The sequence below is a fragment of the Pseudomonas sp. NPDC096950 genome (genome assembly GCF_044762525.1).
Taxonomy (GTDB): domain Bacteria; phylum Pseudomonadota; class Gammaproteobacteria; order Pseudomonadales; family Pseudomonadaceae; genus Aquipseudomonas.
In genome coordinates this window covers 88700-112202 of the sequence record NZ_JBIWEL010000021.1, presented here as the reverse complement: position 1 = coordinate 112202, position 23503 = coordinate 88700, and the positions used below count along the sequence as shown (strand labels likewise).

At 61.0% G+C, this 23503-nt stretch carries 18 protein-coding genes and 1 pseudogene; 8 read left to right on the top strand and 11 right to left on the bottom strand.

The genetic code is table 11. The features are described from left to right. Positions 1–9: 9 nt before the first annotated feature. The 5 genes from pstB to ACIQY3_RS26180 all read right to left on the bottom strand — a co-directional run bounded on the left by pstB (position 10) and on the right by ACIQY3_RS26180 (position 7771). Positions 10–843, bottom strand: a complete 834-nt coding sequence (gene pstB / locus ACIQY3_RS26200; protein WP_007934504.1) for a phosphate ABC transporter ATP-binding protein PstB — start codon at positions 841–843, stop codon at positions 10–12. A 171-nt stretch (positions 844–1014) separates the two neighbouring features. Next, the gene (pstA, locus tag ACIQY3_RS26195) at positions 1015–2685 is read right to left on the bottom strand and encodes a phosphate ABC transporter permease PstA (protein WP_403025617.1); all 1671 of its coding nucleotides are present in this window, start codon (positions 2683–2685) and stop codon (positions 1015–1017) included. Between the two features lie 15 nt (positions 2686–2700). Beyond that, positions 2701–4983: an ABC transporter permease subunit gene (locus tag ACIQY3_RS26190; protein ID WP_403025614.1), complete on the bottom strand. Its 2283-nt coding sequence runs from the start codon at positions 4981–4983 to the stop codon at positions 2701–2703. A 224-nt stretch (positions 4984–5207) separates the two neighbouring features. Then, complete coding sequence (locus ACIQY3_RS26185; protein ID WP_403025612.1) at positions 5208–6212, bottom strand: phosphate ABC transporter substrate-binding protein PstS; 1005 nt, start codon at positions 6210–6212, stop codon at positions 5208–5210. Positions 6213–6472: 260 nt separating this feature from the next. Then, positions 6473–7771: an MFS transporter gene (locus ACIQY3_RS26180; protein ID WP_403025609.1), complete on the bottom strand. Its 1299-nt coding sequence runs from the start codon at positions 7769–7771 to the stop codon at positions 6473–6475. A gap of 363 nt (positions 7772–8134) precedes the next feature. Here ACIQY3_RS26180 and ACIQY3_RS26175 point away from each other — a divergent pair, with 363 nt between their 5' ends. Together ACIQY3_RS26175 and ACIQY3_RS26170 are read left to right on the top strand one after the other, a co-directional pair. Further along, positions 8135–8539, top strand: coding sequence for an acyl-CoA thioesterase (locus ACIQY3_RS26175; RefSeq protein WP_054048323.1), 405 nt, complete (start codon positions 8135–8137; stop codon positions 8537–8539). 58 nt (positions 8540–8597) lie between these two features. Next, a complete protein-coding gene (locus ACIQY3_RS26170) occupies positions 8598–9497 on the top strand; it encodes a D-hexose-6-phosphate mutarotase (RefSeq protein ID WP_403025606.1) in 900 nt (299 codons plus the stop codon). A 131-nt stretch (positions 9498–9628) separates the two neighbouring features. On the opposite strand, the gene ACIQY3_RS26165 is transcribed toward ACIQY3_RS26170, so the two are convergent. The 5 genes from ACIQY3_RS26165 to ACIQY3_RS26145 all read right to left on the bottom strand — a co-directional run bounded on the left by ACIQY3_RS26165 (position 9629) and on the right by ACIQY3_RS26145 (position 13430). Further along, positions 9629–10165 (bottom strand): DUF3299 domain-containing protein, encoded by a 537-nt coding sequence (locus ACIQY3_RS26165; protein ID WP_054048741.1) that lies wholly within the window; start codon positions 10163–10165, stop codon positions 9629–9631. Between the two features lie 89 nt (positions 10166–10254). Beyond that, positions 10255–10500 carry a GlsB/YeaQ/YmgE family stress response membrane protein gene (locus ACIQY3_RS26160; protein WP_003196372.1) on the bottom strand — a complete coding sequence of 82 codons (246 nt, stop codon included), beginning with the start codon at positions 10498–10500 and terminating at the stop codon, positions 10255–10257. 105 nt (positions 10501–10605) lie between these two features. Next, positions 10606–11688, bottom strand: a complete 1083-nt coding sequence (locus tag ACIQY3_RS26155; protein ID WP_133835323.1) for a 5-(carboxyamino)imidazole ribonucleotide synthase — start codon at positions 11686–11688, stop codon at positions 10606–10608. An 11-nt stretch (positions 11689–11699) separates the two neighbouring features. Beyond that, a complete protein-coding gene (gene purE / locus ACIQY3_RS26150; protein WP_019694319.1) occupies positions 11700–12191 on the bottom strand; it encodes a 5-(carboxyamino)imidazole ribonucleotide mutase in 492 nt (163 codons plus the stop codon). A 330-nt stretch (positions 12192–12521) separates the two neighbouring features. Then, positions 12522–13430 carry a LysR substrate-binding domain-containing protein gene (locus tag ACIQY3_RS26145; protein ID WP_054048314.1) on the bottom strand — a complete coding sequence of 303 codons (909 nt, stop codon included), beginning with the start codon at positions 13428–13430 and terminating at the stop codon, positions 12522–12524. Between the two features lie 180 nt (positions 13431–13610). Between ACIQY3_RS26145 and aspA the strand changes: the two genes are divergently transcribed. From aspA to ACIQY3_RS26115, 6 genes and pseudogenes are all read left to right on the top strand, one after another. Continuing rightward, positions 13611–15035, top strand: coding sequence for an aspartate ammonia-lyase (gene aspA, locus ACIQY3_RS26140; protein ID WP_111448231.1), 1425 nt, complete (start codon positions 13611–13613; stop codon positions 15033–15035). Between the two features lie 520 nt (positions 15036–15555). Next, the gene (locus tag ACIQY3_RS26135; protein ID WP_403025599.1) at positions 15556–17007 is read left to right on the top strand and encodes an alanine/glycine:cation symporter family protein; all 1452 of its coding nucleotides are present in this window, start codon (positions 15556–15558) and stop codon (positions 17005–17007) included. A gap of 140 nt (positions 17008–17147) precedes the next feature. Beyond that, positions 17148–18152 (top strand): asparaginase, encoded by a 1005-nt coding sequence (locus ACIQY3_RS26130; protein ID WP_403025596.1) that lies wholly within the window; start codon positions 17148–17150, stop codon positions 18150–18152. Between the two features lie 177 nt (positions 18153–18329). Next, on the top strand, positions 18330–19328 hold the full coding sequence (locus ACIQY3_RS26125) for an AraC family transcriptional regulator (protein ID WP_403025593.1): 999 nt from the start codon (positions 18330–18332) through the stop codon (positions 19326–19328). 321 nt (positions 19329–19649) lie between these two features. Beyond that, the gene (locus ACIQY3_RS26120; protein ID WP_403025590.1) at positions 19650–20681 is read left to right on the top strand and encodes a histone deacetylase family protein; all 1032 of its coding nucleotides are present in this window, start codon (positions 19650–19652) and stop codon (positions 20679–20681) included. 12 nt (positions 20682–20693) lie between these two features. After that, a pseudogene (locus tag ACIQY3_RS26115) lies at positions 20694–21794 on the top strand (polyamine ABC transporter substrate-binding protein). A 139-nt stretch (positions 21795–21933) separates the two neighbouring features. On the opposite strand, the gene ACIQY3_RS26110 reads toward ACIQY3_RS26115, so the two are convergent. Further along, entirely contained in the window at positions 21934–23490 is a 1557-nt protein-coding gene (locus ACIQY3_RS26110; RefSeq protein ID WP_403025587.1) for a PLP-dependent aminotransferase family protein, read from the bottom strand. Positions 23491–23503 lie beyond the last annotated feature (13 nt).

Sequence of the window (23503 nt, the reverse complement as noted above, 5' to 3'; positions counted from 1 at the left end):
AACAGCTTCCTAGCCGTAACGACCGGTAATGTAGTCTTCGGTCTGCTTCTTCGCCGGATTGGTGAACAAGGTGTCGGTGTCGCCGAATTCCACCAGTTTGCCCATGTACATGAACGCCGTGTAGTCGGAAACCCGCGCGGCTTGTTGCATGTTGTGGGTCACGATCACGATGGTGAACTTGGATTTCAGTTCGTAGATCAGCTCTTCGACTTTCAACGTCGAGATCGGGTCGAGGGCCGAGCACGGTTCGTCGAGCAGCAGCACTTCCGGCTCCACGGCGATGGTGCGGGCGATCACCAGACGTTGCTGCTGACCACCGGACAAGCCGAGTGCCGATTCATGCAGGCGATCTTTGACTTCATCCCACAGCGCCGCGCCTTTCAGTGCCCACTCGACGGCTTCGTCGAGGATGCGCTTCTTGTTGATGCCCTGGATGCGCAGACCGTAGACCACGTTTTCATAGATGGTTTTCGGGAACGGGTTCGGCTTCTGGAACACCATGCCCACACGGCGACGCAGCTCGGCCACGTCTTCGCCCTTGCGGTAGATGTTGTTGCCGTAGAGGTTGATCGCGCCTTCGACGCGGCAACCGTCTACCAGGTCGTTCATGCGGTTGAAGGTCCGCAGCAACGTGGACTTACCGCAGCCGGACGGGCCGATGAAAGCCGTCACGCGCTGTTTCGGAATGTTCATGCTGACGTCGTACAGCGCTTGTTTCTCGCCGTAGAACAGGCTCAGGCCCGGCACTTCAATGGCCACGGTTTCCTGCTCGAGACTCAGGCTCTGTTTGTCGCGGCCCAGGGCCGACATGTTGATGCCGTGGGTGTGTGCTTCGTGCTGCATGGGAGGCTCCCTGTGCTAACAAATTCGGTTCGGACCACCGCTTCGCGGCATGCCCAATAAATGTTCGGTTGGACGCGGACTACTGTGGGAGCGGGCTTGCTCGCGAAGGGGCCCTCACGGCCGCCAAAAGCTTCGCGAGCAAGCCCGCTCCCACAAGGTCCGCGCCGACCTTTAACTATCCAGCGCTTTGTATTTCTCGCGCAGGTGGTTGCGTATGTACACGGCCGACAAGTTCAACGTGGCGATCACCAGCACCAGCAACAGCGCGGTGGCGTACACCAGCGGTCGGGCCGCTTCGACGTTCGGGCTCTGGAAGCCGACGTCATAAATATGGAAGCCCAAGTGCATGATCTTCTGGTCAAGGTGCAGGTACGGGTAGTTGCCGTCCACCGGCAGCGACGGCGCCAGTTTCACCACACCTACCAGCATCAGCGGCGCCACTTCACCGGCGGCGCGAGCCACGGCGAGGATCATCCCGGTCATCATCGCCGGGCTGGCCATTGGCAGCACGATCTTCCACAAGGTTTCAGCCTTGGTCGCGCCGAGGGCCAACGAGCCCTCACGCACGGTACGAGGAATCCGCGCCAGACCTTCTTCGGTGGCCACGATCACCACCGGCACCGCCAGCAATGCCAGGGTCAGCGAGGCCCAGAGCAGGCCCGGCGTACCGAAGGTCGGCGCAGGCAGAGCTTCGGGGAAGAAGATCCGGTCCAGCGAGCCGCCGAGTACGTAGACGAAGAAGCCCAGGCCGAACACCCCGTAAACGATGGCTGGAACGCCTGCCAGGTTGTTCACGGCGATGCGGATGATCCGGGTCAGGGCGTTTTGCTTGGCGTATTCACGCAAGTAAACCGCTGCCAGCACGCCGAACGGCGTCACGATCATCGCCATGATCAGGGTCATCATCACGGTGCCGAAGATCGCCGGGAAGATCCCGCCTTCGGTATTCGCTTCACGCGGGTCGTCGGACAGGAATTCCCAGACCTTGCCAAAGTAGAAGCCGACCTTGGTAAAAGTGCCCATGGCGTTCGGCTGGTAGGCGTGAACCACTTTGCCGATGCCGATTTCGAGTTCTTTGCCGTTGGCATCACGAGCGGTGAGGCTGTCGCGGTTGAACTGGGCGTGCAGGTCGCTGAGGCGCGCTTCGATGTCCTGATAACGGGCGTTCAGTTCAGCCTTTTCTGCGTCCATGTCGGCTTGTGCGGTAGCGTCCAGTTTGCCGGCCAGTTCCAGTTTGCGACCGTGCAGACGGATGCGCTCCAGACCGGCGTTGATCGCGCCGATGTCGGATTTCTCCAAAGTCTTGAGCTGTGCCGCGAGCTTGTTGACGCGATCGACACGGGCCTGCAATTCCGGCCATGCCGCTTCGCCTTCGGCGATCACCTTGCCGTCCTGTTTGACGTTGACCAGGTAACCGTAGAAGTTGCCCCACTCACGACGCTCGATGGTCATCAGCTCTGGCGGCGTCTTCTGGTTGGTCAGCCACTCGCCGACGATCCAGGTGAAGTCGTTGCCGTTCAAGTCACGGTTGCCGACCTTGATCAGCTCGCGGGTCATGAACTCCGGGCCCTGATCGGGCACCGGCAGGCCAGCGCTTTTCAGGCGCTCGCGGGGCACTTCTTCTTTCTGCACCACTTCGCCGATGACCAAATGATTGGCCTGGCCCGGCACGTCGTAACTGGCGTGCACCAGGTCCGCCGGCCAGAAGTGGCCCAGACCGCGCACGGCAATCACTGCCAGCAAGCCAATGGTCATGATGACCGCGATGGACACCGCGCCACCGCTGATCCAGACGCCGGGGGCGCCGCTCTTGAACCATCCTTTCAGGGAGTTCTGTTTCACAGACTTCTACCTTTCTTAAAGCGACGAGTATTTCTTGCGCAGACGCTGACGAATCAGTTCCGCGAGGGTGTTCATGACGAAGGTGAACAACAGCAGCACCAGCGCCGAGAGGAACAGCACGCGGTAGTGGCTGCCGCCAACTTCCGACTCCGGCATTTCCACCGCGACGTTGGCGGCCAGGGTGCGCAGGCCTTCGAACAGGTTCATTTCCATGACCGGGGTGTTACCGGTGGCCATCAGCACGATCATCGTTTCACCGACCGCGCGGCCCATGCCGATCATCAGCGCCGAGAAGATGCCCGGGCTGGCGGTGAGGATCACCACGCGGGTCATGGTCTGCCACGGCGTGGCACCAAGGGCCAGGGAACCGAGGGTCAGGCCGCGAGGCACGCTGAACACGGCGTCTTCGGCGATGGAGTAGATGTTCGGGATCACCGCGAAGCCCATGGCCAGACCGACCACCAAGGCGTTGCGCTGGTCGTAGGTGATGCCCAGGTCGTGGGAAATCCACATGCGCATGTCGCCGCCGAAGAACCAGGTTTCCATGTACGGGCTCATGTACAGCGACAACCAGCCCACAAACAGGATCACCGGGATCAGAATCGCGGCTTCCCAGCCGTCCGGCACTTTCAGGCGGATGGACTCAGGCAGGCGGCTGAAGATGAAACCGGCCACCAGCACGCCAATCGGCAGCAGCATCAACAGGCTGAAAATGCCTGGCAAATGCCCTTCCACATAAGGGGCGAGGAACAGGCCGGCGAAGAAACCGAGGATCACCGTCGGCATCGCTTCCATCAGCTCGATCACCGGTTTGACCTTGCGGCGCATGCCCGGAGCCATGAAGTACGCGGTGTAGATCGCCGCAGCGACGGCCAGTGGCGCGGCCAGCAGCATGGCGTAGAACGCGGCTTTCAGCGTACCGAAGGTCAGCGGAGACAGGCTCAGCTTGGGTTCGAAGTCGGTGTTGGCGGCGGTCGATTGCCAGACGTATTTAGGCTCGTCGTAGTTCTCGTACCAGACCTTGCTCCACAACGCGCTCCACGACACTTCCGGGTGCGGGTTGTCGAGCAGCAGCGGCTGGATCTTGCCGCCCGCTTCCACGATCACGCGGTTGGCCCGTGGCGACAGACCGAAAATCCCCTGGCCTTCGACCACCTGATCCACCAGCAAGGTGCGATGCGCGGTGCTGTGGAACACACCGAGCTTGCCGGAGGCGTCGAGGGCGATGAAGCCTTTGCGACGTTCTTCAGCGGTGATTTCAACGATTGGCGTAGTGCCCATCTGGAAGGTGCGGATCTGCTTCAAGCGCAGTTCGCCATCCGGGTCGCGGGCCATGAACCACTGGGCCAGACCACCCTTGGAATCACCCATGATCAGCGAGATACCGCCCACCAGTTGGGTGCTGGCAGTAATCTCGGCATCGCCGTTTTCCAACAGTTTGTAGCGACCGTTGAGGCTCTTGTCGCGCAGGCTGAACACGTCGGCCTGGGCACGCCCGTTAATCACATACAACCACTGCTGGCGCGGGTCGACGAAGATGTTCTTCACCGGCTCGGTCATTTGCGGCAGATCGATGCGCTTCTGCTCGGTGGTGACTTCGCCCGTCATCATGTTTTCTTCGCTGCTCAGCGACAGCACATTGAGTTGCGAACCGGTGGAGCCGACCAGCATCAGCGTGGTGTCGGTGGCGTTGAGGCTGACGTGCTCCAGCGCACCGCCCGCTTCGTTCAGCGCCACTGGCTTATCGCCGTACGGATATTCAACGGCCGGCGAGATGGTCTTCTTGCCTTCCGGGTAGCTGACTTTATAGGTGTGACGGAACACCAGCGCCTGGCCGTTGGACAGACCTACCGCGACCAGCGGATGACCTGGCTGGTCTTCCCCGATGGACGTTACGGTGGTGCCGGCCGGGATCGGCAGATCGACGCGCTTGAGTTCGGCGCCGCTGTCGATGTCGAAGAACAGCGCCTGGCCCTTGTCGGAAACCCGCATGGCGACCTGGTTCTGTTCTTCAAGGGAGATCATCAACGGTTTGCCGGCGTCCTGAATCCAGGCCGGCGTGATGGCGTCCTTGGCGGTCAGGCTGGCACCCTGGAACAGCGGCGCGACGACGTAGGCCAGGAAGAAGAAGATCAGCGTGATCGCGCCGAGGACGGCGAGGCCGCCGACGAGGACGTACCAGCGGGTCAGGCGATCTTTGAGCGCACGAATACGGCGCTTGCGTTGCAACTCAGGCGTATTGAAGTCAATTCGCTTGGGGGGATTGGTAGTCATGGTGGAATTGGCCAGATCATTCATGCGCACACCCTAGCTATCCTGTATGACAGAAAGATGACAATGCAGTGACGCAACAAATCCGCCGCCAGAGGGTACTGGCAGAGGACCGGAAATTTTGGGGTATGTGGGAGCGGGCTTGCTCGCGAAGGGGCCGTCACTTTCAACACCTGTGTTGACCGATCCACCGCTTTCGCGAGCAAGCCCGCTCCCACATTGAACCCGAGGGTTACCCCGGGCTCAGGGTTTTACTTTTTTGCGACTTCAGCGCCGCCTTCTTGCAGACCCAGGTCAGCCAGTGCTTTTGCAGCAACCTTGGCCGGCAGTGGGATGTAGCCGTCTTTCACTACAACTTCCTGGCCCTGTTTGGACAGAACCAGTTTCACGAACTCGGCTTCCAGCGGGGCCAGAGGCTTGTTCGGGGCTTTGTTGACGTATACGTAGAGGAAACGCGACAGCGGGTATTTGCCGTTCAGTGCGTTTTCTTCGCTGTCTTCGATGTAGTCAGTGCTGCCTTTCTTCGACAGAGCAACGGTTTTCACGCTAGCGGTCTTGTAGCCGATGCCCGAGTAACCAACGCCGTTCAGCGAGGAGCTGATCGACTGCACGACCGAAGCCGAACCTGGTTGTTCGTTGACGTTTGGCTTGTAGTCGCCTTTGCACAGGGCTTCTTCTTTGAAGTAGCCATAAGTGCCGGATACCGAGTTACGACCGAACAGCTGAACCGGCTTGTTGGCCAGGTCGCCGGTCACGCCCAGGTCGCCCCAGGTTTTGACGTCGGTTTTAGCGCCGCACAGACGAGTCGAGGAGAAGATCGCGTCGACTTGTTCCATGGTCAGGTGCTGGATCGGGTTGTCCTTGTGCACGAACACCGCCAGGGCATCCACGGCAACCGGGATAGCGGTTGGCTTGTAGCCGTACTTCTGCTCGAAGGCAGCCAGTTCGGTGTCCTTCATTTTGCGGCTCATCGGGCCCAGGTTAGAGGTGCCTTCAGTCAACGCAGGTGGCGCAGTGGCGGAGCCAGCGGCCTGAATCTGGATGTTTACGTTCGGGTATTCTTTTTTGTAGTTCTCAGCCCACAGGGTCATGAGGTTGGCCAGAGTGTCGGAACCAACGCTGGACAGGTTGCCCGAGACACCAGTGACTTTGGTGTAAGCCGGAATTGACGGGTCAACGCCAGCGGCTACCGCGTGGGCAGTCGCAACGCCAGCAGCGACAAAAGTCATTGCCGCCATCAAACGCTTCAGTTTCATGCCTTACTCCTAGCAGATAGGGTGTGTTAAGTCGGGGCCAAGTATCGGCGGGCCGTATGAACACTCTATGGCTGAAATATGACAATTGGATGAAAGGCCAGCATTCGGTTTTTTGCAGGTCTACCGCGTTATCGTTCTTCGCGAGCAAGCCCGCTCCCACTCTGGATCTGCGCCTGGACACAGAATATGTGTCCAATTGAGTCAGTGTGGGAGCGGGCTTGCTCGCGAAGGCGTCAGTACTAACAGCGCAAAGAGTCGCCTTAGCGCCCCTTCTTCCAAAGATAAGCCCCTACCAGAATCCCGACCCCGCAAATGATCGCCACGTAATAGGCAGGCCCCATCGGGCTTTCCTTGAGCAGCAACGTCACGATCATCGGGGTCAAGCCGCCGAAGATCGCGTAGGCCAGGTTGTAGGAGAACGACAGGCCGCTGAAGCGCACCACCGCCGGGAAGGCCTTGACCATCACGTAAGGCACGGCGCCGATGGTGCCGACCAGCAAGCCAGTCACGGCGTACATCGGGAACAGCCAATCGGGGTGATCAAACAAGCTGTGGTAGAAGGTCCACGAACTCAGCAACAGCAATGCGCTGCCAAACACGAACACTCGGCCGGCGCCGAAACGGTCGGCCAATGCGCCGGACGCGACGCAACCCAGGCTCAGGAACACGATGGCCAGGCTGTTGGCCTGCAACGCGGTGGTCGGGGTGAAGTGGTAGACGGTCTGCAGCACGGTCGGGGTCATCAGGATGACCACGATGATGCCGGCGGACAGCAGCCAGGTCAGCAGCATGGAAATCAGGATCGCCCCGCGATGGTCGCGCAGCACCGCGCGCAACGGCACTTCTTCGGCCAGGGCCTTGCGCAGTTGCAGTTCGGCGAACACCGGGGTTTCGTGGAGCCAGCGGCGCAGGTAGACCGAGAACAAGCCGAACACACCGCCGAGCAGGAACGGGATCCGCCAGGCGTAATCCGACACTTCCACCGGGGTGTAAATGCTGTTGATCGCCGTGGCCACCAGCGAACCCAGGAGAATGCCCGCCGTCAGACCGCTGGTCAGGGTGCCGCAGGCGTAGCCGATGTGCCGCTGGGGCACGTGTTCGGAAACGAAGACCCAGGCGCCCGGCACTTCACCGCCAATAGCCGCGCCCTGGATCACGCGCATCAGCAGCAACAGGATCGGCGCCCACATGCCGATCTGCGCATAGGTTGGCAGCAGGCCCATGATCAGGGTCGGCACAGCCATCATGAAAATGCTCAGGGTGAACATCTTCTTGCGCCCCAGCAGGTCACCGAAGTGCGCCATGACGATGCCGCCCAGCGGACGCGCCAGGTAACCGGCGGCGAAGATGCCGAAGGTCTGCATCAGGCGCAGCCACTCGGGCATGTCGGCCGGGAAGAACAGCTTGCCGACCACGGTGGCAAAGAACACGAAGATGATGAAGTCGTAGAACTCCAGCGCGCCACCCAGGGCGGACAGCGACAAGGTCTTGTAATCGTTGCGGGTCAACGGACGTGCGGATTGCGTCGGCTGCGCAGTGCTCGAGGGCGCTGTGGTCATGGCAAGGGCTTCTCTTATAGTCGGATCTGCAACCCCAACAACGCTGGCGGAGGCTTGGGCAGGTCCGGCACGATAGCAAATTGTTCGAAAAAGCACATAGAGGTGCGTATTTGACGGTCAAAATGAGAACCGGACGGTCGTCTCAGAGTCTACCGACCGATATACTCGCGATCTTGCAACAGTTTGAAAGGGTTGCTGTGCGAAAACGCCTGCCAGGTTTCACAGGCGATTTCGCAGAGTTTCCCTTTAGGCGCCTTACGAAAAACGTGACGAACGTAGTATGTTCGGGGCTGAATCGTTTTTCCAAGACGGCTATTCACCCGCTACACCTATGAAGAGTCACGGGTCAGAGGCACCCCCGGCATGATAGAGCTCGAACAAGAAGATCCAATCCCGCAAGGCGACCTGGCCCTGCAAATCACCGCACTTCCACGCGAAACCAACGGCTTTGGCGATATTTTCGGCGGCTGGCTCGTGGCGCAGATGGATTTGGCCGGCACCGCAATGGCCAGCAAAGTCGCCGGCGGCCGCGTCGCGACTGTTGCGATCGACCGCATGGCGTTCCTGGTTCCGGTGGCGGTGGGCGCTCAGCTCTCCTTCTATACCCAGGCGCTGGAAATCGGTCGCAGCTCGATCCAGATGATGGTCGAGGTCTGGAGCGACGATCCACTGTCCAGTGAGTGGCGTAAAGTGACTGAAGCAGTGTTCGTGTTCGTCGCCATCGACGGCAGCGGTCGCACCCGTTCGTGCCCGCCGAGAGCGCGTTAAACACAGCGCGCATTTTGCGGTCCATTGCCGTCATTGATCCCGATTGAGAGTTGTCCCCATGAGCACGCCCAACGTTGAAGCCGTCAAACTGGATGAACTGAACTGCTGGCGCATCCGCCACGGTCAGGCCGAATTGCTGGTGGCTCAGCAAGGCGCGCACATCCTCAGTTATCAATTGGCCGGGCAACCGCCGCTGATCTGGCTCAACGACGAGGCCGTGTTCAAGACCGGCAAGAGCATCCGCGCCGGCGTGCCGGTGTGCTGGCCGTGGTTCGGCAACTTCTCGCGCAACCCGCAGAGCGTGCAGGCCATGCGCGTCAGCAGCGAACCGGCCGCCGCCCACGGTTTTGTCCGGGCGACGGATTGGGAATTGGGTGGCATAGAAGCCGAGGGCGAAAGCCTGAAAGTGGAATTCATCCTGCCCTACCCCGAAGGTGGTTTTCCGGGCTGGCCGCATCAAGTGGACTTGAAGCTGAGCATTCGTCTGGATGAACAGCTGCACATCAGCCTGACCAGTCATAACCGCGGTGCGGAAACCGTGACGATCAGCCAGGCGTTGCACAGCTACTTCGCCGTCAGCGATGTGCGCAATGTGCAGGTCGAAGGGCTGGATGGCTTGAGTTACATCGATACGACCAAGGACTGGGCCACGGCCACGCAGGCCGGTGATCTGGCTTTTACCGGCGAGACAGACCGCATCTACCTCAATACCCCGGCGAAGCTGAGCATCGTCGACCCGGCCTGGGAACGGCGCATCGAGCTGACCAGCAGCGGTTCACGCACGGCGGTGATCTGGAACCCGTGGATCGAGCGCGCAGCCGCATTCAGCGACATGGCCGACGATGGCTGGCAGCGCATGCTGTGCATCGAGACGGCGAACGTGATGGATGATGTGGTGAACCTGGCGGCGGGTGCCAGTCATACCCTTGGCGTGAGCATCGGTAGCAAACCGCTCTGACACCACAAAACAATTGTGGGAGCGGGCTTGCTCGCGAATGCGGTCTATCAGTCGATATCAATGTCGCCTGACACTCCGCTTTCGCGAGCAAGCCCGCTCCCACATTAGATGGGTGCCAATCTCACTGGCGCTTACAAATCCGACTCTTTAACCACTCTTACCTTCGCCGCATCCAGCGCGTACGCCGCGTCGGCCAGGTCGTTGTTGACCTTCTCGATCTTCAGCGTGCCGGTCACCCACAGCGGCGTGTAGATATCGTCCAGCTTCAAACCCTTCGGATAACGCACCAGCACCAACTGGTTGGGCGGCGGTGGCGGCACGTGGATGCAGGCGCCCGGGTACGGCACCAGGAAGAACAGCGTGCTGCGGCCCTTGGCGTCGGACTCCAGCGGCACCGGATAACCACCGATGCGGATGTTCTTGTCGTTCATCGACGGCACGGTTTTGGTCGAGTACATCACCGCCGGCAAGCCCTTGCCCTGCTTCATGCCACCCTTTGACGTAAAGGTGCCATCGCCTTCGGGGGTGTTGTGGTCGATTTCGGGCATGGCTTCGAGGGCTTTCTGGTCCGACTTGGGCATCAGTTCCAGCCAATCGGTTTCCGGCAGTTCGCCGGCATGGGCAAGGCCCGAGCCCAGGAATAAGAGGGTCAACAGAAGACGGCGCATGGAGATGCTCGGCAAAAGGAGGAGTCAATGGAGTGGCGAGCATTCTAGCCCTCCCCGCGTGCGCCGCAGAGAGGACTTTGTCGCTTGAATCAGTTTCTTTTGATCAGGCCGTAGATCACCAGCAATACGACGGCGCCCACCAGCGCACCGATGAAGCCCGCGCCTTGGCCAGCCTGGTAAATGCCCAGCGCCTGGCCGCCATAAGTGGCCGCCAGCGAACCGCCGATACCGAGCAGGATGGTCATGATCCAACCCATGCTGTCATCGCCCGGTTTCAGGAACCGTGCCAGCAGGCCGACGATCAAGCCGATAAAGATGGTTCCGATAATTCCCATGGCATTTCCCTCTGATTGGTTGGTTATGCGAAAGCCTAGTCAGACTTTGGCATCCTGCCATCAGAGAACGGCGGACACTGAAGGTTCCGCCGCTGCCACATGAAACTATTCGGCAATGAGGGCTTCGACCTTGAGGATCTGCGCCGCCAGCGTCTCGCGATCTGCACAGCGCAAATTGGCGTGACCGACCTTGCGCCCAGCCTTGAACGCCTTGCCGTAGTGGTGCAAATGGCAATCGTCGATGGCGATGACTTTCTCTACCGGCGGAACAACGCCGATGAAGTTGAGCATCGCGCTCTCGCCGATCTTGGCCGTCGAACCTAATGGCAGACCGGCAACGGCCCGCAGGTGGTTTTCGAACTGGCTGCACTCGGCGCCTTCAGTGGTCCAGTGCCCGGAGTTGTGCACACGCGGGGCGATTTCGTTGGCCTTGAGGCCGCCGTCGACTTCAAAGAACTCGAACGCCATCACGCCGACGTATTCCAGCTGCTTGAGCACCCGGCTGGAGTAGTCTTCAGCCAAGGCTTGCAGCGGGTGATCGGTGCTGGCCACGGACAGCTTGAGGATGCCGCTGTCGTGGGTGTTGTGAACCAGTGGATAGAAACGGGTTTCGCCATCGCGAGCACGCACGGCGATCAACGAGACTTCACCGGTGAACGGCACGAAACCTTCCAGCAGGCAGGCCACGCTGCCCAGTTCGGCGAAGGTGCCGACCACGTCTTCCGGTTTGCGCAGGACTTTCTGGCCCTTGCCGTCGTAACCCAGGGTGCGGGTTTTCAGCACGGCCGGCAGACCGATCGATGCCACGGCGGCGTCCAGATCGGCTTGCGACTGGATGTCGGCGAACGCCGGGGTGGGAATCCCCAGGTCCTTGAACATGCTCTTCTCGAACCAGCGATCACGAGCGATACGCAGGGCTTCGGCGCTCGGGTAGACCGGGACGAACTGCGACAGGAAGGCCACGGTTTCGGCCGGGACGCTTTCGAACTCAAAGGTCACCAGATCAACTTCATCGGCCAGTTGGCGCAGGTGATCCTGATCGCCGTAATCGGCCCGCAAATGCTCGCCCAACGCGGCGGCACAGGCGTCCGGCGCCGGGTCCAGGAAAGCGAAGTTCATGCCCAGCGGAGTACCCGCCAGCGCCAACATGCGACCCAACTGGCCGCCACCGATTACACCGATTTTCATCGTCAACAACCTCAGGCGATGCGTGGGTCTGGATTGTCCAGGACGCTGTCTGTCTGCTCAGCACGGAAAGTTTTCAGCACCGCATGGAACTGCGGGTGCTTGGCGCCCAGGATACTCGCCGACAGCAACGCCGCGTTGATCGCGCCCGCCTTGCCGATGGCCAGGGTGGCAACCGGGATGCCCGCAGGCATCTGCACGATCGAGAGCAGCGAATCGACGCCCGAGAGCATCGACGACTGCACTGGAACGCCCAGCACCGGCAGGTGGGTCTTGGCCGCACACATGCCAGGCAGGTGGGCCGCGCCACCGGCACCGGCAATGATCACCTCGATGCCACGCGCCTCAGCCTCTTCGGCGTACTGGAACAGCAGGTCCGGGGTGCGGTGGGCAGAGACCACTTTCACCTCGTAAGGGATGCCGAGCTTTTCCAGCATATCGGCGGTGTGGCTAAGGGTGGACCAATCGGACTTGGAGCCCATGATCACGCCAACCAGTGCACTCATCGTCGTGCCTCTTCTCTCTGGGCGCCCGCAGGCGCGTCAAAAAACAACAAGCCACGCAATATGCGTGGCTTGATTGTACGAAAAATGGCCGGACGAACCGGCCGAAGGCCGCGCAGTATACCTCAATGAAGCAGATAAACAGCCCCCGAAACGACCATCTGTCATACGGTGCAAAGGGCCGGTTTTATTGACCTGAGAGTCAGTCAGATACAACACTGATCCCCTGTGGGAGCGAGCCTGCTCGCGAATGCGATGCATCAGTCGACAGTGATGTTGCCTGACACACCGCTTTCGCGAGCAGGCTCGCTCCCACAGGGTGAGTTGGTGTGCTCAGGAACCCTGCGCAGCACCACCCTCAAGCTTGCGCCACAACAACCGCACATTCGCCTTGCGCACCAGCGCGCAACGATACAAACGGATTTCCAGCGGCACATGCCACTGCGGGCCGCCGCACACCACCAGTTCACCGCGAGCCAGTTCGGCGCGCACGCTCAGTTGCGGCACCCAGGCGATGCCCAGCCCTTCCAGCGCCATGCTTTTCAGGCTGTCGGCCATGGCGGTTTCATAAATGGTGGTAAAGCGCAGCGCACGCTGGCGCAGCAGCAGGTTGACCGAACGCCCGAGAAACGCCCCGGCGCTGTAAGCAAGCAACGGCACACTGCCCTCGCCTTCCAGATCGAACAGCGGCTTGCCCTCGGCGTCCGCCGCACACACCGGCAACATTTCAGTCTGGCCCAGATGCAGCGACGGAAAGATTTCCGGGTCCATCTGCATCGCCGCGTCCGGGTCATAAAACGCCAGCATCAAGTCGCAGCCGCCCTCACGCAGCGCGTGCACGGCGTCGCCGACGTTGGTGGCCACCAGTCGCGTGGCGATGTTCAGGCCTTCGTTGCGCAATTGCGCGATCCAGCGCGGGAAGAAGCCCAGCGCCAGGGAGTGAGCCGCCGCAACCTGCATCACTTCGCCCTGCCCGCCTTCCAAGTGATGGAGGTGGCGCAGCACTTCGCCCAGCTGTTCGACTACCGTCCGCGCGGTCACCAGGAACAACTGCCCCGCCGCTGTCAGCTCGACCGGCGTGCGCGAGCGGTTGACCAATTGCAGCCCCAGCGCGGCTTCAAGACTGCGGATCCGCCGGCTAAACGCAGGCTGGGTCACGAAGCGGCGTTCCGCAGCCTGGGAGAAGCTGCGGGTGGCGGCCAGGGCACTAAAGTCCTCCAGCCATTTGCTTTCCAGATTCATCACGTCCTCCCGGACACGCACCAATTTAGGTCACACGCTCGCCGCACACGCGGCGTCACATGGGCATTATGCCGAATGTGCATAGGCCAGCGCTTAACAGCATTGGCCCAAAATTCTTCACAAGCCTAGCATTTGCAGCGTTCCGGCACAGACCGGGTCCATATCGAGATGATTTCTATCATGTCCTCCGCTGCATCTTTCCGCACAGAAAAAGACCTGCTTGGCGTACTCGAAGTACCCGCTCAAGCGTATTACGGCATCCAGACCCTGCGAGCGGTGAACAACTTCCGTCTCTCCGGCGTTCCGATTTCGCATTACCCGAAGCTGGTTGTCGGCCTGGCAATGGTTAAACAAGCCGCTGCTGACGCCAACCGCGAGCTGGGTCACCTGAGCGAAGCCAAGCACGCTGCCATCAGCGAAGCCTGTGCACGACTGATCCGCGGCGATTTCCACGAAGAGTTCGTGGTGGACATGATTCAAGGCGGCGCTGGCACTTCGACCAACATGAATGCCAACGAAGTCATCGCCAACATCGCGCTGGAGGCCATGGGTCACCAGAAAGGCGAATACCAATACCTGCACCCGAACAACGACGTGAACATGGCGCAGTCGACCAACGACGCCTATCCGACCGCGATCCGTCTGGGTCTGCTGCTGGGTCACGACGCGCTGCTGGCCAGCCTCGACAGCCTGATCCAGGCGTTCGCTGCCAAAGGTCAGGAATTCGCTCACGTCCTGAAAATGGGCCGCACCCAACTGCAAGACGCCGTGCCGATGACCCTCGGCCAGGAATTCCGTGCCTTCGCCACCACACTGGGCGAAGACCTGGCCCGTCTGAAGACGCTGGCCCCGGAACTGCTGACTGAAGTGAACCTGGGCGGCACCGCGATCGGCACCGGCATCAACGCCGACCCGCGTTACCAGCACCTGGCTGTTCAGCGCCTGGCCCTGATCAGCGGTCAACCGCTGGTGCCAGCCGCCGACCTGATCGAAGCCACTTCCGACATGGGCGCCTTCGTGCTGTTCTCCGGCATGCTCAAACGCACCGCGGTCAAGCTGTCGAAGATCTGCAACGACCTGCGCCTGCTGTCCAGCGGCCCACGCACCGGCATCAACGAAATCAACCTGCCGGCCCGTCAGCCAGGCAGCTCGATCATGCCCGGCAAGGTCAACCCGGTAATCCCGGAAGCGGTAAACCAGGTAGCGTTCCAGATCATCGGCAACGACTTGGCCCTGACCATCGCAGCCGAAGGCGGCCAGTTGCAACTGAACGTGATGGAGCCGCTGATCGCGTTCAAGATCTTCGACTCGATCCGCCTGCTGCAACGCGCCATGGACATGCTGCGCGAACACTGCATCGTCGGCATCACTGCCAACGAAGAGCGCTGCCGCGAACTGGTCGAGCACTCGATCGGTCTGGTCACCGCGCTGAACCCGTACATCGGCTATGAAAACGCCACCCGCATCGCCCGTATCGCCCTCGAAAGCGGCCGCGGCGTGCTGGAACTGGTGCGCGAAGAAGGCTTGCTCGACGACGAAATGCTCGCCGACATCCTGCGCCCGGAAAACATGATTGCTCCGCGTCTGGTCCCGCTTAAGGCTTGATCAAACGCCGCACACGCTCACCAGGTCGAGGGACTAGACACCTCTCACCTTTTGAGGGCTTGGGGATTCTTTCTCCAAGCCCTTTTTTTTAACTCTTTGGCAGCCAAACAGAATGTCTGGAAGCTGAAAAATGTGGGAGCGGGCTTGCTCGCGAAGGCGACGGCACATCCAAATTTGAGGTGACTGACACGCCGCTTTCGCGAGCAAGCCCGCTCCCACATGAAACAGCTTTCACATAAGCCCGACGCCGGTAACGTCGGGTGTTTCAAAGCTTCGTAACGTCGCTTGCACCACAATCGTGCAGACGGGCAACGCACTCATAGGTATAGTGCCGCCCCTCTTCGCGTGAGCGGTCGTCGGTAACGAGGCCCAAACACATGCGAAACCCGACCTAATAACAACCCGCGATATGGACCGGGACGAACTTCGCCTCACCTGTCATGCCACGCGCAAGCCGGTGTAACGCGATGTTTCTACCCTTCCAGCATTTGCTTAAACAAAAAACAGCGAGGAATAATCCATGCTCGAAGTCATTAACGACTTCCTCTCAGGGAAAGTACTGATCGTGCTCATTGTCGGGCTCGGTAGCTACTTCACGATCCGCTCGCGTTTCGTTCAATTGCGCCACTTCTTCCATATGTTCGCGGTGTTCCGCGACAGCCTCAAAAGCAGCGCCGGTCAACTCAGCTCGTTCCAGGCCCTGATGCTCAGCCTCGCCGGCCGCGTCGGTGCAGGCAACATCGCGGGTGTCGGTATCGCCGTGACCCTCGGTGGGCCAGGTGCGGTGTTCTGGATGTGGGTGACCGCGCTGGTCGGCATGTCCAGCAGCTTCTTCGAATGTTCCCTCGGTCAGCTCTACAAGCGCTGCGATTCCGACGGCACCTACCGTGGCGGCCCGTCCTATTACATCCAGCACGGCCTGCAGAAACGCTGGTTGGGGATGATCATGGCGTTCCTGCTGCTGATCACCTTCGGCTTCGCCTTCAACGGCCTGCAATCCCATGCCGTGACCCACTCGCTGAAGAACGCCTTCGACCTTGACCCAACCTACACTGGCGCAGCCCTGGCCGTGTTGCTGGGCCTGGTGTTCATCGGTGGGATCAAGCGCATCGCCAAGGTCGCTGACCTGCTGGTGCCGGTGAAAACCCTGGTGTACATCGGCGTGACCATCTACGTGATCGTGCTGCAATTCGACCACGTTCCCGCGATGTTGATGACCATCGTCAAAAGTGCTTTCGGTCTCGACCAGGCCTTCGGCGGCCTGATCGGCAGCGCCATCGTCATGGGCGTGAAGCGTGGCGTATTCGCCAACGAAGCCGGCCTGGGCAGTGCGCCAAACGTGGCTGCGGTCGCGTCGGTCGAGCACCCGGTGGCACAAGGCGTGGTTCAGGCGTTCAGCGTGTTCCTCGACACCTTCGTGATCTGCACCTGCACCGCGTTGCTGATCCTGCTCTCGGGTTTCTACACCCCGGGCTTCGAAGGCGACGGCATTGCCCTGACCCAAAACTCCCTGGCCGCCGTGGTCGGTGACTGGGGTCGCAGTTTCATCTCCGTGGCCTTGTCGTTGTTCGTGTTCACCTCGATCCTCTACAACTACTACCTGGGCGAGAGCAACCTGCGCTTCATGATCGGTGAAAACCGCGCAGCGCTGATCGGTTACCGCGCCCTGGTACTGGTGCTGATTTTCTGGGGTGCCATCGAAAACCTCGGCACGGTGTTCGCCTTCGCCGACATCACCATGACCATGCTGGCGTTCGTTAACCTGATCGCGCTGTTCCTGCTGTTCAAGGTCGGCATGCGCATCCTGCGTGACTACGACGACCAGCGCGCTGCCGGCATCAAGACCCCGGTGTTCGACTCGGGCAAGTTCCCGGATCTGGACCTGGACCTGAAAGCCTGGCCAGCCAACCCTCCAGCGGCTGCCACCAAGGCCGAAGCTGAGCCGCAAGGCGTACCCGCAGCGCAACGCTGATCGGTTAAAGTTCGAAGTACCGTGTGGGAGCGGGCTTGCTCGCGAAGAGGGCGTAACATTCAACATTATCGTTGACTGATACACCGCTTTCGCGAGCAAGCCCGCTCCCACAGGAACTCGTCGTTCTCCGGAGAACCTCCATGAATTCCTCGACCTACCCCGCCGCCCAGCACGTCATGGTGCTCTACACCGGCGGCACCATCGGCATGCAAGCCAGCGCCCATGGCCTGGCCCCGGCATCCGGTTTCGAAGCGCGAATGCGCGACTACCTGCACAGCCAGCCTGAACTCGTGGTGCCACAGTGGCGTTTTCGCGAGATGAGCCCGCTGATCGACAGCGCCAACATGACCCCGGCCTACTGGCAGCAACTGCGTGAAGCGGTGGTCGATGCCGTGGATGTCCAGAGCTGCGACAGTGTGCTGATCCTGCACGGCACCGACACCCTGGCCTACAGCGCCGCGGCCATGAGCTTCCAATTGCTCGGCCTGCATGCTCGCGTCTGCTTCACCGGCTCGATGTTGCCGGCCGGCGTGACCGACAGCGACGCCTGGGAAAACCTCAGCGGCGCGCTGGTCGCCCTCGGCCATGGCCTGGCGCCGGGCGTGCATCTGTATTTCCACGGCGAACTGCTGGACCCGACCCGTTGCGCGAAAGTGCGCAGTTTCGGTCGTCATCCATTCAAGCGACTTGAGCGTCAGGGCGGCGGTGTGAAAGCAACTTCGCTGCCAGCGCCGTTGACCTACAACCAGCCCAAGCAGTTGGCGAACGTCGCGGTACTGCCGCTGTTCCCGGGCATTGGCGCCAATGTTCTGAATGGCCTGCTCGATAGCGGCATTCAGGGTCTGGTGCTGGAATGCTACGGCAGCGGCACCGGGCCGAGCGATAACCCAGAGTTTCTCGCCAGCCTTGAGCGGGCGCGGGACAAGGGTGTTGTGGTTGTCGCCGTCACTCAATGCCATGAAGGTGGCGTCGAGCTGGATGTGTACGAGGCGGGCAGTCGCTTGCGCGGCGTTGGCGTGCTGTCGGGTGGCGGCATGACCCGTGAGGCGGCGTTCGGCAAGTTGCATGCGTTGTTGGGCGCAGGCCTGGATAACGCAGAAGTGCGTCGCCTGGTAGAACTCGACCTCTGCGGCGAACTGAGCTGACACCAGAACCCTGGCGCTGATCGTTCCCACGCTCCTGCGTGGGAATGCAGCCCGTGACGCTCCGCGTCACTGGACGCGGAGCGTCCCTTGAGGCATTCCCACGCAAAGCGTGGGAACGATCATGGCGGCGGGCATACAACTTGCTCCATTTCCGGCATCCCAACGCTGGAACCGCCCATGCTCCACTCCCACCTCACCACCCTCAACGCCGTCTCCCTGGTGCTCAACACCTTCAAGGCCGAAGGCCTGTCCAGCGAAGCGTTGCTCGCGGGAAGTGGTATCAGCGCGGCGGATCTGAGCCGGGCGGACACGCGCATCACCACCAATCAAGAGATGCAGGTCTGCGCCAACGCGGTCGCGCTCAAGCGTGATATCGGCCTGGAACTGGGCCGGCGGATGCATGTTTCGTCCTACGGCATGCTCGGCTATGCGCTGCTCACCAGTGCCACCTTCGGTGACGCTTTGCGCCTGGCGATCCGTTATCCGGCGCTGTTGGGAACACTTTTCGAACTGAGTCTGGAAGACGATGGCGAACGCATCTGGTTCGTCGCCGCCGATTACCGGGAGAACCCGGCGCTGGCAGTGTTCAACGCCGAGTTTTGCCTGGTCTCACTGAAAGTCATCTGCGACGACTTGCTCGGCCACCCGTTGCCATTACTGGCGGCACGCTTCGAACACCTGGCGCCCGACTATCAGGCGACCTATGCCGAACACTTCGATTGCCCATTGAGTTTCGAGACGCGGGATAACGCGTTTGCCTTTGACCGACGATGGCTCGACCAGCCCTTGCCGCTGGCCGATGTCATCACCCATCAAGCCATGGCTGAACGCTGCCGCAAACAGAACACCGAATTCACCGGGCGCCAGGCGTGGCTCGGGCGGATTCGCCAGTTGCTCAGCGCGCAGCTGCATGCGGCGCCGGGGCTTGAGGGGCTGGCCGAGCAGATGAAGTGTTCGGCGCGGACCTTGCGTCGGCATCTCAAGGATCTGGGCTGCAGCTATCAGGAATTGCTGGATGAACTGCGGTTCGAGCAGGCCAAGCAGATGCTCTGCGAGGATCAACTGCCGATCTATCAAATCGCCGAAGCGCTGGGGTTCAGCGAGACCGCGAGTTTCCGGCATGCGTTTGTACGTTGGAGCGGCGTGGCGCCCAGCCAGTTCCGACCTCACGGATAACCCTGTGGGAGCGAGCCTGCTCGCGAAGACGGCGGCACAGCCAATACTGATCAATGATCGTTCCCACGCTCCCGCGTGGGAATGCCTCTTGGGACGCTCCGCGTCCCGGTGACGCGGAGCGTCACTGGCTGCATTCCCACGCAGAGCGTGGGAACGATCATCCCGAAGCCCCGAACCGGAGCACTCTCGCGCCAAAAAGGGGCGAATTTCGGTCAAACCTTTTGGCCATATCGATCCCCTTTTGGCCTTTCCTGCCGTTCTCCCAAACGCCCCGCCCCGCAAGACTGTGTTCAACCGAATCAGCCTGCGGAGAACAAGAAAATGCTGACGATCTACTCGGACGATCACCACCTGCACCACGGCCGTTGTGAATTGATGGACGGGCAATTGATGCCCTGCTTCGAAATGCCTTCCCGCGCCGACCACGTTCTACAGCGCGTAAAAGACCGCGACCTCGGCCCGGTGGAAGCACCGCAGGATTTTGGCCTGGAGCCGATCCAGCGTATTCACGACCACGACTATCTCGACTTCTTCAAAGGTGCCTGGGCGCGCTGGACCGAATTCAATACTGACGGCGACTTGCTGCCCTACACCTGGCCGGCGCGGACTCTGCGCCGGATCAAACCCACCAGCCTGCACGGCCAGCTCGGCTATTACAGCTTCGACGGCGGCGCGCCGATCACCGCCGGTACCTGGCAAGCGGCGTACAGCGCGGCGCAAGTCGCGTTGACGGCCCAAGCCGCCATCCAGCGCGGCGCCCGCAGTGCCTTCGCGTTGTGCCGCCCGCCGGGACATCACGCCGCCAGCGATTTGATGGGCGGTTATTGCTATCTCAACAACGCCGCCATCGCCGCCCAGGCCTTTCTCGATCAGGGCCACAAAAAAGTCGCGATCCTCGACGTCGATTACCACCACGGCAACGGCACCCAATCGATTTTCTACGAACGCAGCGACGTGTTGTTCACCTCGATCCACGGCCACCCGGAAGCGGAATTTCCGTTCTTCCTCGGCTACGAAGACGAACTGGGAGAAGGCGCCGGTGAAGGTTTCAACTTCAACTACCCTTTGCCCGCCGGCTCGGGCTGGGACACCTGGAGCGCAGCGCTGGATCAGGCCTGCCAAGAGATCGAAAAGTACGGCGCCGACATCGTCGTCGTGTCCCTGGGCGTCGACACGTTCAAGGACGACCCCATCTCCCAATTCAAGCTCGACAGCCCGGATTACCTGGCCATGGGCGAGCGCATCGCGATGCTCGGCAAGCCGACGCTGTTCGTGATGGAAGGCGGTTACGCGGTAGAAGAAATCGGCATCAACGCCGTGAACGTTCTCGAAGGTTTTGAAAGCGCCCAATGAGGAATTAGAACAATGAACAGACTCAAGCGTTTTATCGCTCCAGCGCTATGCGCGACGGTACTTAGCGGTGCCGTTCACGCCGAAGACCGAACGTTGCGCGTCTACAACTGGTTCGACTACATCACCCCCAAAGCCCTCGAAGACTTCAAGGCCCAGAACACCCAGACCAAACTGGTCTACGACATCTTCGACACCAACGAAGCCCTCGAGGCCAAGCTGCTCACCGGTAACTCCGGCTATGACGTGGTGGTGCCGTCCAACGTGTTCCTCGCCAAGCAGATCGAAGCCGGCGTGTTCCAGCCCCTGGATCGCAGCAAGCTGCCGAACTGGAACCACCTCGATCCCAAGCTGATGAAGCTGATCGAAGCCAACGACCCGGGCAATAAATTCGCCGTGCCGTACATGTACGGCACCATCCTGATCGGCTTCAACCCGGACAAGGTCAAGGCTGCGCTGGGCGCCGACGCGCCGGTGGACAGTTGGGACCTGATCTTCAAGGAAGAGAACATCAGCAAGCTCAAGCAGTGCGGTGTCGCTTTGCTCGACTCGCCGTCGGAGATCCTGCCGCTGGCCCTGCAACACCTCGGCCTGGACCCGAACAGCAAAAAGCCTGCGGACTACGACAAGGCTGAAGCGCTGCTGATGAAGATCCGGCCGTACGTCACGTACTTCCACTCGTCCAAGTACATGGCCGACATCGCCAACGGTGACATCTGCGTCGCGGTCGGTTATTCCGGCAGCTTCTCCCAGGCCGCCAACCGCGCCAAGGAAGCCAAGAACGGCGTCGTGGTCGACATGCGCTTGCCCAAAGAGGGCGCGCCGATCTAATTCGACATGCTCGCGATTCCGAAAGGCGCGAAGAACACTGAAGACGCCTACACCTTCATCAACTACCTGCTGCAACCCCAGGTGATTGCGCCGGTCAGCGACTTCGTCGGCTACCCGAACCCGAACAAGGACGCCACGGAATTGGTCGACCCCGCCATCCGCAACAACCCGAACCTGTACCCGACCGAGTCGGCGATGAGCACGCTCTACACCCTGCAACCGCTGCCGCGCGATGCCGAGCGCGCGCGGACCCGGGCGTGGACCAAGATCAAGTCGGGGACTTGATGGGCAGGTCCATCAGCTAACCGACAGAACCTGTGGGAGACACAGAACCTGTGGGAGCGGGCTTGCTCGCGAAAGCGGTGTAACAGGCGACATTATCGTTGACTGACACTCCGCCTTCGCGAGCAAGCCCGCTCCCACATTAATTGTTGCGACACCAGGCAGAACGCAACCGCACCAACGCCGACTCGATATCCGCCTCCGGCACCGCGGCGAATCCCAACACCAACCCCGCACGCTCATCCGCAGGCCGGGTCGAGTCCGGCAACCAATAACTGCTCAATGCATTGATCTCGACCCCCACCGCTTCCGCTTGCGCCACCAGTTCAGACTCGCGGGCCACGCTTTCAACCGACACCGCCAGATGCAGCCCCGCCGCCACACTGGGCAGGTTGCCCACGCCGGGGATATCTTTCGGCCAACCGGCCAGCAGGGTGTTGCGACGGCTCAGGGCGGCACGCCGCATCCGTCGAATATGCCGCTGGAAATGTCCCGCCGCGATGAACTCGGCCATCACTGCCTGAGTGCTGACTTCCGAGTGCCGTACATCCACCGCACGCCGACGGGAGAACGCATCCACCAAACCCGGCGGCAATACCAGGTAACCCAGGCGCAACGCCGGGAACGCCACTTTGCCGAATGTCCCGACATACAACACGCGGCCCTGCCGATCCAGCGCCGCCAACGGTGCCAATGGCGCGCCGCTGTAGCGGTACTCGCCGTCGTAATCGTCTTCGACGATCCAACCTTGGGTGCGCTCGGCCCACGCCAGCAATTCCAGGCGCCGGGCCAGGCTCATGATCACCCCGGTCGGGTACTGATGAGACGGAGTGACGTACGCCAGTCGGCAATCCTCCAGCCCTTCCAGTTCAGCGCAATTGATCCCCTCGCTGTCCACCGATACGCCGTGCAATTTGCCACCGGCCACGGCGAACGCATGACCCGCCGCGCGATACCCCGGATTCTCGATCGCCACGCCGTCTCCCGGCTCCACCAGCAGCTGTGCACAAAGGCTGATTCCCTGCTGTGCGCCACTGGTGATCACAATTTGCTCAGCCGTGCACTGCATGCCCCGGGAACTGCGCAAGTACGCGGCAATCATCACGCGCAATCTTTCATCGCCCGCCGGATCGCCGTAACACAGCTGCTGCAAATCCGGTTTGCGCCAGAAAGCCGCGTTCAGCTTGGCCCACACCTCGAACGGAAATAGATCGAACGCCGGCACGCCCACCCGAAAAGCCTTCGGCGGGCCACTTGGCGGCAGGGCCAAATGGTTCTTTTCAACCCGCTCCAGTGCACCGCTGTGGATAACTTTACTGGATGGAATCACAGGTAAATCCAGCCAATTTGTGGATAAGGCTGTGGGTAACCCTGTTGACAACCCTGTGGATACTTTTGTGGATAGTTTTTTTGCCGGCAATGGGGTTTGCGGCAATTGTGCGACGTACGTGCCGTCGCCCACCCGGCCCTCGATAAAGCCTTCGGCGTAGAGCTGATCGTAGGCGCGGACGACGCTGTTCCGGGAAATCGACAACGCCGCCGCCAGGTCGCGGCTGGCCGGCAATCGCGTGCCGCTGGCCAGTCGCCCGTCGAGCACGCGCACCCGCAACGCCTGATAGAGCTGACGACTCAACCCCTGGCGCGGATCGAGCTCGATGCCGGCCGGGTTGAAGGACAAGGAAAGCGGCACATCCTTCATAACAATGGACCTA

Excerpts from the sequence above, each read along its gene's own strand:
- ACIQY3_RS26190 (WP_403025614.1), bottom strand. The coding sequence starts at position 4,983 with ATGAATGATCTGGCCAATTCCACCATGACTACCAATCCCCCCAAGCGA.
- ACIQY3_RS26180 (WP_403025609.1), bottom strand. The coding sequence starts at position 7,771 with ATGACCACAGCGCCCTCGAGCACTGCGCAGCCGACGCAATCCGCACGT.
- ACIQY3_RS26135 (WP_403025599.1), top strand. The coding sequence starts at position 15,556 with ATGCTCGAAGTCATTAACGACTTCCTCTCAGGGAAAGTACTGATCGTG.
- ACIQY3_RS26110 (WP_403025587.1), bottom strand. The coding sequence starts at position 23,490 with ATGAAGGATGTGCCGCTTTCCTTGTCCTTCAACCCGGCCGGCATCGAG.
- ACIQY3_RS26145 (WP_054048314.1), bottom strand. The coding sequence starts at position 13,430 with ATGAATCTGGAAAGCAAATGGCTGGAGGACTTTAGTGCCCTGGCCGCC.
- ACIQY3_RS26160 (WP_003196372.1), bottom strand. The coding sequence starts at position 10,500 with ATGGGAATTATCGGAACCATCTTTATCGGCTTGATCGTCGGCCTGCTG.
- ACIQY3_RS26120 (WP_403025590.1), top strand. The coding sequence starts at position 19,650 with ATGCTGACGATCTACTCGGACGATCACCACCTGCACCACGGCCGTTGT.
- ACIQY3_RS26165 (WP_054048741.1), bottom strand. The coding sequence starts at position 10,165 with ATGCGCCGTCTTCTGTTGACCCTCTTATTCCTGGGCTCGGGCCTTGCC.
- aspA (WP_111448231.1), top strand. The coding sequence starts at position 13,611 with ATGTCCTCCGCTGCATCTTTCCGCACAGAAAAAGACCTGCTTGGCGTA.
- ACIQY3_RS26170 (WP_403025606.1), top strand. The coding sequence starts at position 8,598 with ATGAGCACGCCCAACGTTGAAGCCGTCAAACTGGATGAACTGAACTGC.
- purE (WP_019694319.1), bottom strand. The coding sequence starts at position 12,191 with ATGAGTGCACTGGTTGGCGTGATCATGGGCTCCAAGTCCGATTGGTCC.
- ACIQY3_RS26155 (WP_133835323.1), bottom strand. The coding sequence starts at position 11,688 with ATGAAAATCGGTGTAATCGGTGGCGGCCAGTTGGGTCGCATGTTGGCG.
- ACIQY3_RS26185 (WP_403025612.1), bottom strand. The coding sequence starts at position 6,212 with ATGAAACTGAAGCGTTTGATGGCGGCAATGACTTTTGTCGCTGCTGGC.
- ACIQY3_RS26175 (WP_054048323.1), top strand. The coding sequence starts at position 8,135 with ATGATAGAGCTCGAACAAGAAGATCCAATCCCGCAAGGCGACCTGGCC.
- pstB (WP_007934504.1), bottom strand. The coding sequence starts at position 843 with ATGCAGCACGAAGCACACACCCACGGCATCAACATGTCGGCCCTGGGC.
- ACIQY3_RS26130 (WP_403025596.1), top strand. The coding sequence starts at position 17,148 with ATGAATTCCTCGACCTACCCCGCCGCCCAGCACGTCATGGTGCTCTAC.
- ACIQY3_RS26125 (WP_403025593.1), top strand. The coding sequence starts at position 18,330 with ATGCTCCACTCCCACCTCACCACCCTCAACGCCGTCTCCCTGGTGCTC.